This window comes from Hymenobacter agri, from assembly GCF_054778495.1.
On the sequence record NZ_BAAGZM010000130.1, the window covers coordinates 1 to 8994 of the forward strand.

An 8994-nucleotide genomic window follows, 5' to 3' on the forward strand; every position below is an offset into this window, starting at 1 on the left:
TCGGCCAGCGACAGCACGGCGGCCGTGCCCGGCTGGGCCGGCGCGGGACGTTGGGCCGCCTGCAGAATCAGCCAGGCCAGGTACTCGGCGCGGTACACGTCGGCGTTTTCCGACACCACCGTTTGGTCCCACACGGCGCGGGCGGTCAGGATGGCGGGCTCGGTAATTTTCTGGAAGAAATTGGTGCCGGTGAGGTGGTAGTGCAGGTCGCCGTCGCGCAGCACCACGGTCAGGTCCAGCGGCTGGGTGTTCACGGTGAAGGCGTAGGGGCCGAATTTCAGGGCCTGGCCGCCGTCGGTGAATAGCTCGGCGCGGTCCTTGAGCTGGCGCACGGCGTCTTCCTTCACTGTTTTGAGGCGGCTTTGCAGGTCGTCGGCCTTCACCGGGTCGCCGAGGCTGAGCAACTCCTGCACCGTCTGGCGCACCTTCTCCACCATCAAATCCGAGGCAAAATAGCCGTTAATATCGGCCACGGTTTCGAAGCGGCCCAGCCGGTTCTGCACCGCTTTCAAAATGCGCTCCGCCGATTGCAGCAGGGCCGAGGCGCGCTGGTTGCGGGCCTCCACCAGCCCCACCTTGCGCGACTCAAACGCCTCCGACACCTCCTCGCGCTTGCCCGCCAGCTGCCCCAGGAACTGGTCGAATTCCGGAAACTTGCCTTCCAATTCTTCCAACTGCACCAGCAGCTTGGTGCTGTATTCGTCGCAGCGGGCGGGCGTGTCGCACAGGTCCAAGTAGTTCACCAGGGCTTGGTCGAGCAGCTTAATTTGGGCCGTGAATTCGGCCTGGGCCTCGGTGCCGGCCAGGGCCTGCCGCCGCCGCTTCAGCGCCGCCCGAATCTGGTTGAAGCTGGCGTAAATCGTCGAGATGTTGTCGATGATGCGCGTGGTCTGCGTGGGGTCGGGCATGGGCAGGTTGCTCACCACCTCAATCAGCAGCTCCAACTCGCCCGAAACGGCATTTGCCAGCTTTTCCTGCTCGTTGGCCTCGGTCACCTTCCGCACCTGCTCGATAGCGTCGGCAATGGCTTGCACGCGCACGGTGTAGGGCTTCAGGGCGTCGGGTTTCAGCAGGAAATCTACGGTTTGGGCGGCCACGTCCTTACTGGTTTGCTCCAGGTCGGCGGCGGCTTTTTCCACGGTGGGTAACTCCACGTAGCGCAGGTCTTTGAGGGAAATCACCTCGCCGGGCACCGTGCGCAGCTCCGCCAGCAGCTGCACGAATTCGTTTACGTCGGTGGCCGTGGTGCGCTTGATGCGGCCGGTCAGCTCGTCGGCCTTGGCCAGCACGCGCTGGGTTTCGGTGTCGGTGCTCTTGCGGATGCTCAGCACCTTGTCGAACTCTTCCACCGCCGCGTTGGCGGCCTGCCGGATGTCGCGTAGGGGCTCGGACAGGGCCTGGGCGGCCGGTTCGCGCAGCCAGTGGTAGGTGTCGGTGAGGGTGGTGGTGAGGCGAATCAGGTCGAGGTAGAGGCCGGCGTAGCTGTCGTCTTTGCCGAGCAGCGTCAGCACCTCCTGCGTCTCGGCCATGGCCCGCACTATTTCCTTGTTGCCCAGCTTGTAGAGGTAGGAATCGGAGGTGACGGGTAGCTCAAAATCGGGTGCCACGTAGGGCGTCTGCCAGATTTGCACCGCGTGGTGCTTCTTGGGCTCATCATCCTTGCGGAAATAGCACAGCTCGCCGTTTTCAAACAGCGCGTAGCCGTGGCAATTAATTGGGTTTTCGACCCGCTGCGCAATAATGTTGTAGGAGAACAATAAATACGCGCCGCTCTCCTTATTGTAAAAAACATACAGGAAATCTTCGCCGTTGGGTGAGGCAATGCGCTTCTCAAACAGCATATCGCGCAAGCCGTTATCGAACAGCTTGCTCTCGCCCGTTTGCAGGTAGAAGCCGTGCGAAAATATCAGGCCCTGGCCATCGGGCAGCAGTACGCAGGCATCGGCCAGCGCGTCCAGGCGCTGCGCGGTTTTTTGCTTGGAGTTAAATATAAAATACCGGTAATCCGACTCCTGATACGGGCGAATTTTCAGCAGAATTAAATTGCCGACAATGGCGTAATAAATCTCCGAGTCGTCAAGCGTCTGGTCTTTGTCGGCCACCGGCTCGGCGTAGATGCCGCGGCCGGTGGCGGTATTGTCCTCCACTTTAATGGTGAGGTCGCCGCCGATGGTTTCGACAAAAACCCGGTCCTCGATGCTGATGTGCGGGTGTTTGCCGCTGCGCTGCATGTCGCGCGTGGTGCGCTTCCAGGTGAACTCGTGCTGCGGCGGGTACACGTATTCGTGGTCGCTGCGGTTGTCGATGTAGGTCAGCGCGTCATCCTGCAGCAGCCACTTGAACGTCTTGATGTCGTTCACGCTTTTGCCTACCCGAAACACCATAAATAAATGGTTGCCGAGCACCGCGAATTTCACAAACTGCGTGTTCTTGTAATAGCGGTACAGGTCGCGGAATTCGCCGGCAAACTGCGCGTTATTAATTAAATCCAGCGGCAGCGGCTGAAACTCGTGATTCGCGTAATTATAGGCTCCGAAAACGTCGGATAATTCCACCTCCGTTTTCAGGCCCAGCACCACGTTGAAGCCAAATAGAAACCGGTTGCCCACCGGCACCATGTCCCACGGCACGCAGTTGTGCTCGGTGGTGATGCGCCCGGTCCCAATCAGCTTGGTGTCAATGGCGCCGAACACGGTTTTGCGCTCGGCGTTGAGGGTGGAGAGGCGAGTTTTGAGGTCGGCGCCGCTTTTGTGCAGGCGGTTGCGCAGGATTTCGTAGGTGCCGCCTTCGAGCTGGACCCCATCCCCCGGCCCCTTCCCCTCCGGGGGAAGGGGAGCCACGGCGGCGCGGCTTTTTTCTTTCTCGCTGGTAATGGGGGTGCTGTTGCTATCGGGGCTCATAATTGGGGTAGAGAACAGCCAAATGCTCGGCAATTGTCTTTAACACTTTTGGGGTGTTGTGCAGCACTTCTTCATTTGTGAAGCGTAGGACCAAAAAGCCGTACTCCTGCAACTCGTGGGTGCGGCCACCGTCGTATTCGGCCTCGCTGCTATCGCCGTGGATGCTGCCATCAACTTCGATGATGAGCCACGCGGCGAGGCACACAAAATCGACAATGAAGGACTGGATGGCGTGCTGGCGGCGGAAAGGCGCGTTCAGCTTATTGCCGCGCAACTCCTGCCAGAGGTAGTTTTCGGCGGGCGTAGGGTGCTTGCGGTTGTGCCGGGCGTAGGCTTTGAGGGAGGTTTTCCAGCGCCTGGCGTCGGTGGTGAACATGCCGAAGGGGTAAACCTCATTGCCGTTCACCCCATCCCCCGGCCCCTTCCCCTGCGGGGGAAGGGGAGCCTGACGACTCTTGTCTGCATTTTCGTCAGCACCCATAATGCGACTTCTTCAAATAAGAAAAAATAAGAGCTGCCAACAACTGTCCGCGCTGCCTCGGCTCCCCTTCCCCCGGAGGGGAAGGGGCCGGGGGATGGGGTGAACGGAGCCGGGCCCTACAGCTGCAACGTCTTCGCCGGCTTATCGCCGATGCCCAGCGCCTTGGCCGTGCTGGCCAGCTGCGCAATGGTACCGCGCGTGGCCTCGTCGCCGGCCTTGTTCATCATTTGCAGCAGCAGGGCCGACACGCTCAGGTTCTTCAGGTCGTCGGCGCTCAGGCCAAACTTGTCCACGAAGCGGCGCAGGTTGGTTTTGAAATCCCCGTCGCCGTCGTGGCCGAAGAATGCGTCTTTCACGGTGCCCAGCACTTCGGAATTGTGCACAGCGCGGTCCACCATTTTGCCCTTCGTGATGGAGCCGATAATCTGGTCGAAGAACATGGTTTCGCCGCCCACGATGTCGATTTTGGCCGATTTCAGTGCCTCCGAAATCACGCCCGCCTGCGCGCCGGCAATGTCCTTCTGAATGTTGATTTGGGCCAGCTCCACCGACTTTTCCTTGTCGAGGCGCAGCTTGAATTCTTCGTGGTCTTTGCCCACGCCGTCGAGCTTTTTCATGGCGTCGGCTTTAGCTTCGATGCCCTTGGCTTCCACCGCGAAGCGCTGCTCGTTCACGGTCACTTCGGCCAGGCCGCGCTTCTGGTCGGCGTCGGCCTTGGCTTCGATGACGCTGGCTTCGGCCAGGCCCTTCTCGCGGTTCACCTTGGCGGCTACCACGCCCAGCTTCTCGTCGGCTTCGGCCTGCGCCGTGGCCCGCACCTGAATGGACTGCGCTTCGGCCGAGGCCGTGAGCTGCATTACGTTGGCTTCCGCTTCGCCTTCTTTCTGACGGGCAGTGGCTTTGGCCTGCATCACCTGGGCCTCGGCCAGGCCCACGGCGCTGGCTTTGCTGGCTTCCGCTTCGGCCATAATCCGCATGGCCTGCGAGCGGTGCTCCGAAGATGCTTTCTCGGCTTCGGCGTCAATCAGCGACTGCTTGGCACGGAACTCGGCGGCCTGCTTGGCCATGTCGGCGTTGCCGACCAGCGCAATGGTGGCCTGCTCGGTTTCCTGCTGGGCCTTGGTCACGGCCACCAACTTTTCGCGGTCGGCCTGGGCCTGGGCGCGGGTGTCTTTGATGCGCTCCTCTTCAATTACCGTGGCTTTCTCTACAGTAATGCGCTCGCGGATGATGCTCTGAATGTTCTTGCGCTCTTCTTCCAGCGCCTTTTCCTTTTCAATCTGGGCCAGGGCCACGATGCGCTCCCGCTCGTTGATTTCGAGGGAGCGGGCCTGCTCCACGCGTTCGGTTTCCACGGCGTCGGTGCGCTGCTTGTTGCGCTCGGCCACCAGGATTTGCCGGTCGCGGTTCTGCTCCGAAATCTTGATTTCCTCGTCGGCGGCAATGCGGGCTTTTTCGCCTTTCATGCGCTCTTCCTGGCGTACTTTTTCCGTTTCGGCGGCTTCCCGGGCCTTGATGTTGGCAATTTCGCGGTACTGCTTTTCCTGGTTTTCGGCCAGCTGCTTTTCGAGCTGCAGAATGGTTTCCTGCGCCTCCACGTCCTGCTTCTTGATGGTTTTCTGCTGGTCGCGCTGAATCTGGTTGGCCTGAATTTTCTGCTCCGAAGTCAGGGCAATAATCTTCTTGATGCCTTCCGCGTCAAGAATGTTGTCCTGGTTCAGGGCCTGCAGCGGCGTCTGTTCCAAGTAGTCGATGGCGCAGTCATCGAGCACATAGCCGTTCAAATCGGTGCCGATGATTCGCAGAATCTCCTGCTTGAACTGCTCGCGGGAATTATACAGCTCGATGAAATCGAAGTGCTTGCCCACGGTTTTCAGCGCTTCCGAAAACTTGGCGTCGAACAGGCTTTCCAAGGCCAGCGGGTCGGAGGCGCGGTGCGCGCCGATGCTTTGGGCCACGTTCACCACGTCGTCGTGCGTTTTGTTGACGCGGATGAAGAAGTTCACCTTCACGTCGGCCCGCAGGTTGTCTTTGCACACCAGCCCTTCGGAGCCGGCGCGGGAGATGACAATGGTTTTCAGCTTGATGTCCATGATTTCCAGCTTGTGCAGGATGGGCACCACGATGATGCCGGAGAAGGACACCTTGGCGTCGCCCATGCCGGTGCGCAGCAGGGCCTCGCCCTGCACGGCTTTCTTATACATCTTGGCGATGACCGCCAAAAAACCCAGTAGAAACAGGCCGACGATAATCAGAACGGCCCAGGAAAGGGATGCTAGCATGTGTGTGAAAGGTTAACCCCATCCCCCGGCCCCTTCCCCTCCGGGGGAAGGGGAGCCAGACGAAGAGCTTGCGTAAAGAGTTGTTAAATAGAAGTGGGTTGAATTAGAAGTCGTCAGGCTCCCCTTCCCCCAGAGGGGAAGGGGCCGGGGGATGGGGTCAGGACGTATGGTAAGGCTCCACCAGGTAACAGCGGGTTTGAATGTCAAAATCAATAACCAGCCCCGATTCGCCCTTAGCCAGCGGCGTGCCCGTGCTCCGAATGTTGAGCATAAGCGGCGCCCCGTCGATGCGGATGGCGGCCTGGCCGAGTCGGTCGGCGGTGGCGGGGAGCAGCACGGTGCACACCTTGCCGATGACGACCGCGCCGTCGTGGTCTTTTTCGAGGGCGGTGAAGAGCTTCACGAAGGGCAGCGTCAGGAATTTGGCCACGAACAGGCTGCCGATGAACAGCGGCAGCAGAAAGGCCAATCCGAGCAGGAGGGAGGTGTTACCGGTGTAGTAGTTGGCCAGAATGCTACCCACCCACAGCGGCAAAAACACGAAGCTGAGGAACACCATCAGCGGGATGCGGCCCAGGTTGAAGAAGGCCAGCGCACCGTTGAGCCAGCTCGTGCCCAGGCCGTCGTGCGGCGCGTGGCTGTCGTAGTGGAAGTGGCCGTGGTCGCTGATGTCGAGGTCCACCGTCTTCATATCCAGCAGCCCCACAATGACAGTGAGCCAGTAGAGCAGCACGAACACCAGCAGGCCGGTGGGGAGCAGATTGGGCGGGGAGATGGCAGCTTGTAAAAGTTCGGTCATGGGCATATACTCGGCAGCTTAAAGGTAGGGGAATTGAGACAACTCCGCAGGCGGCCCGGCCCGGTTGGCTTATTCGGTGTAGCCAAGCTTTGCTTTCAGGGCCTTGAGGTCTTCACTGGCCTTGCTGGCGCCGGTGCTGCCGAGGGCCTTGTCAATCTCGGCGTCGATGCTCTTGCCGGTCTGGGCAATTTCGCCGTAGGATTCGGCCAGAGCTTCCTGCACGGCAATCTTTTCCTTCATGCGCTCGAGCAGAGCCACCGTGCCCGAGGAGTCGAGCTGAGCCATCTGCTTGTTGATGGCGATGGTGGCCGTGCTCACCGTCACGCGGGCCTTGAGGGTTTTTAGCTCGTTTTCCCATTGGCTGATGGTGGTTTTCAGCGTGGCCACGTTCTGGTCCATCTGGGCGGCCGACTGCTCAAACTTCGTTTGGTCGGAAGCGGCGCGGGCGGCCTGGGCTTCGTTCTCAGCTTTTTTGAGCAGGGCTTCGCCGGCCAGGCGGTCGGCTTCGGCGGCGTCCAGCTCGCCGCGGTGGGCGCGCTGGAGCAGGAGCACGGCCTTGCCCTCGTAGTCGGCCGCTTTGGTGCGGAATCCTTCGCCCTCGTTGCGGGCCCGAATGGCCATGGCCTTCACTTCGGCCAGACCGTGCAGGCTATTGTCGAGGTCCTGGCGCAGGTCGCGCAGGCCCTGCTCGGTCATTTTGATGGGGTCTTCGAGCTGGTTGACGGCCGCGTGGGCCTCCGACTGGCCGATTTTGAAAAGGCGATTGAGGATGTTCATGACTTTAATTTATGTTGTTGAGATAATGCCCGGCTCCGTTAACCCCACCCCCGGCCCCTCCCCTCCGGGGGAGGGGAGCCACGGCGGCGCTGCCGCTTGAGTTCGTCAGGCTCCCCTTCCCCCGGAGGGGAAGGTGCCGGGGGATGGGGTCAACGAGGGATGGGGTCACTTCGAAAACGAAATCAATTCCTCTGAAAACTCGCTCAGCAGCAGCCCGAGCGAATTCACGCAGGCTTCCAGTTCTGCCAAATCCAAAGTTTCGATTTGCAGAGTGTCGCGGAAGATGAGCTTGCGGCCGGTGTCGTCGAGGGCGAAGGCGCCGTGGATGATGTCGCGGTTTTTTTGCAGTAGGCGCTGGTATACTTCCAGCGAAGGGGCGGGCAGGTCGAGCAGATATTGCTCCAGTATCAGCAGCGGGTCGCCGCAGCCGATGACGAGGTTCTTGATGGCCAGTTCCGGCTTATCGACCACGAACACGCTTTCCCGCTCGTCGGCGTGGCAGATGTCGAAGCCCAGCTCCAAAAGGTAGCCTCGGATGGTGGCGAAGTAAGGGTTGGTCATGCAGTGAAAGACGGAAAGGAATGACTGCTCAAAAAAATAGCGAAGTAGCGGGGGACTTCGCCGGACTTGTGGTAGTTTTACGACGCAATAATAAGCAAAGTTTTGGAAGTGCTCATGTTTTGAGCGAAATAATATTTGAGTAATATGTCGTTCGTTGGGAAGAATATTCGCAAGCTGCGCACAGTTAAAAAGCTGAGCCAAGCGGCTTTTGCGGAATTGTTCGGGTTGGCGCGGCCCAGCGTGGGGGCTTACGAGGAGGGCCGCTCGGAGCCGAAAATGGAAACGCTCATTCAGATTGCTCAGCATTTTGGCCTGTCGGTAGATTTGCTACTTACAAAAGAGCTGACGGTAAATGAGCTTTACCACTTCGACATTTTCAAGGAGCAGCTCACGCAGCCGGCACCGGCGCCCGTCCCCGTGGCCCGGGCCGAAAACCTGCCCGGCACCACGCCCCTCGTGTACCGCAACCGCGCCCTCGAATACATCGTGCGCCACCACGACCCCGCTTTCATCGACGGCTTGCCCGCGGTGCTGATGCCGCACCAGCTGGCGGGGCCCACGCGGGCCTTCGAGGTGTCGGGGGCTGATATGCTGCTGCATCGCCAGGGCCTGCGTCATCAGGATATTGTGCTGTGCGTCCGCATCGACAAGGCCCGGCCCCGCCTGAAGGCCGGCAACGTGTACGTCTTCGTCACCCAAAGCAAAATCCTCATCCGCCGCCTGGCCGAGCGGCCCGAAGAAAACCAGCCGCTGCGCCTGCGCGCCGACAACCCCGACTACGGTAGCCAGGAGTTGGAGCTACAGCAGGCGCTGGAAATATGGGAGGTGAAGGGCGTGTTCACCACGCATCTGCGTGCGCCCGCGCTGCTCGATGAGCGGGTGGCCGAGCTGGAGCGAAAAATGGAGGAGCTGGCCGAGCGGCTGGACAACCGGTAGCAGCGCTGGATGCTGTGACGGATGGGGTAGAGACGCATATTTGCGTCTCGTCGTTGAACAACTAAAACCGTGGCTTCCGCTCTTTGGTGGGCGTCAGCGTTCAACGACGAGACGCGGACATGCGGCTCTACTTGGTTTAAGAGCTTATTTGAGGCGCTCCAGCAGCCAGGTGCCTAAGGGTGGGCCGTCGGGGGCGGGGCCCTGGGCGGGGGGCAGCAGCAGCGGGGATACCACGCCGGCGGGCCGGGTGGGCTGGTC

At 60.4% G+C, this 8994-nt stretch carries 7 protein-coding genes; 1 reads left to right on the forward strand and 6 read right to left on the reverse strand.

The window, feature by feature from the left end:
• From ACYVDE_RS08960 to ACYVDE_RS08985, 6 genes are all read right to left on the reverse strand, one after another.
• Positions 1-2900: DNA repair ATPase (locus ACYVDE_RS08960; RefSeq protein ID WP_460501148.1), on the reverse strand; the 2900-nt coding region annotated here is incomplete at its 3' end.
• The gene (locus tag ACYVDE_RS08965) at positions 2887-3276 is read right to left on the reverse strand and encodes an endonuclease domain-containing protein (RefSeq protein WP_460501149.1); all 390 of its coding nucleotides are present in this window, start codon (positions 3274-3276) and stop codon (positions 2887-2889) included. The genes ACYVDE_RS08965 and ACYVDE_RS08960, both read right to left, overlap by 14 nt.
• Positions 3277-3497: 221 nt before the next feature.
• A complete protein-coding gene (locus ACYVDE_RS08970; protein WP_460501150.1) occupies positions 3498-5663 on the reverse strand; it encodes a flotillin family protein in 2166 nt (721 codons plus the stop codon).
• Between the two features lie 157 nt (positions 5664-5820).
• Positions 5821-6462 carry a hypothetical protein gene (locus ACYVDE_RS08975; protein WP_460501151.1) on the reverse strand — a complete coding sequence of 214 codons (642 nt, stop codon included), beginning with the start codon at positions 6460-6462 and terminating at the stop codon, positions 5821-5823.
• Positions 6463-6531: 69 nt separating this feature from the next.
• Positions 6532-7239 carry a PspA/IM30 family protein gene (locus tag ACYVDE_RS08980; protein WP_460501152.1) on the reverse strand — a complete coding sequence of 236 codons (708 nt, stop codon included), beginning with the start codon at positions 7237-7239 and terminating at the stop codon, positions 6532-6534.
• A 165-nt stretch (positions 7240-7404) separates the two neighbouring features.
• Positions 7405-7800 (reverse strand): type III secretion system chaperone family protein, encoded by a 396-nt coding sequence (locus tag ACYVDE_RS08985; protein ID WP_460501153.1) that lies wholly within the window; start codon positions 7798-7800, stop codon positions 7405-7407.
• Between the two features lie 144 nt (positions 7801-7944).
• On the opposite strand from ACYVDE_RS08985, the gene ACYVDE_RS08990 reads away from it, so the two are divergent.
• Complete coding sequence (locus tag ACYVDE_RS08990) at positions 7945-8736, forward strand: XRE family transcriptional regulator (protein WP_460501154.1); 792 nt, start codon at positions 7945-7947, stop codon at positions 8734-8736.
• The last annotated feature ends 258 nt before the right edge of the window (positions 8737-8994 follow it).

Coding starts and splice junctions, on each gene's coding strand:
- ACYVDE_RS08980 (WP_460501152.1), bottom strand. CDS start 7,239: ATGAACATCCTCAATCGCCTTTTCAAAATCGGCCAGTCGGAGGCCCAC.
- ACYVDE_RS08975 (WP_460501151.1), bottom strand. CDS start 6,462: ATGACCGAACTTTTACAAGCTGCCATCTCCCCGCCCAATCTGCTCCCC.
- ACYVDE_RS08965 (WP_460501149.1), bottom strand. CDS start 3,276: ATGTTCACCACCGACGCCAGGCGCTGGAAAACCTCCCTCAAAGCCTAC.
- ACYVDE_RS08985 (WP_460501153.1), bottom strand. CDS start 7,800: ATGACCAACCCTTACTTCGCCACCATCCGAGGCTACCTTTTGGAGCTG.
- ACYVDE_RS08970 (WP_460501150.1), bottom strand. CDS start 5,663: ATGCTAGCATCCCTTTCCTGGGCCGTTCTGATTATCGTCGGCCTGTTT.
- ACYVDE_RS08990 (WP_460501154.1), top strand. CDS start 7,945: ATGTCGTTCGTTGGGAAGAATATTCGCAAGCTGCGCACAGTTAAAAAG.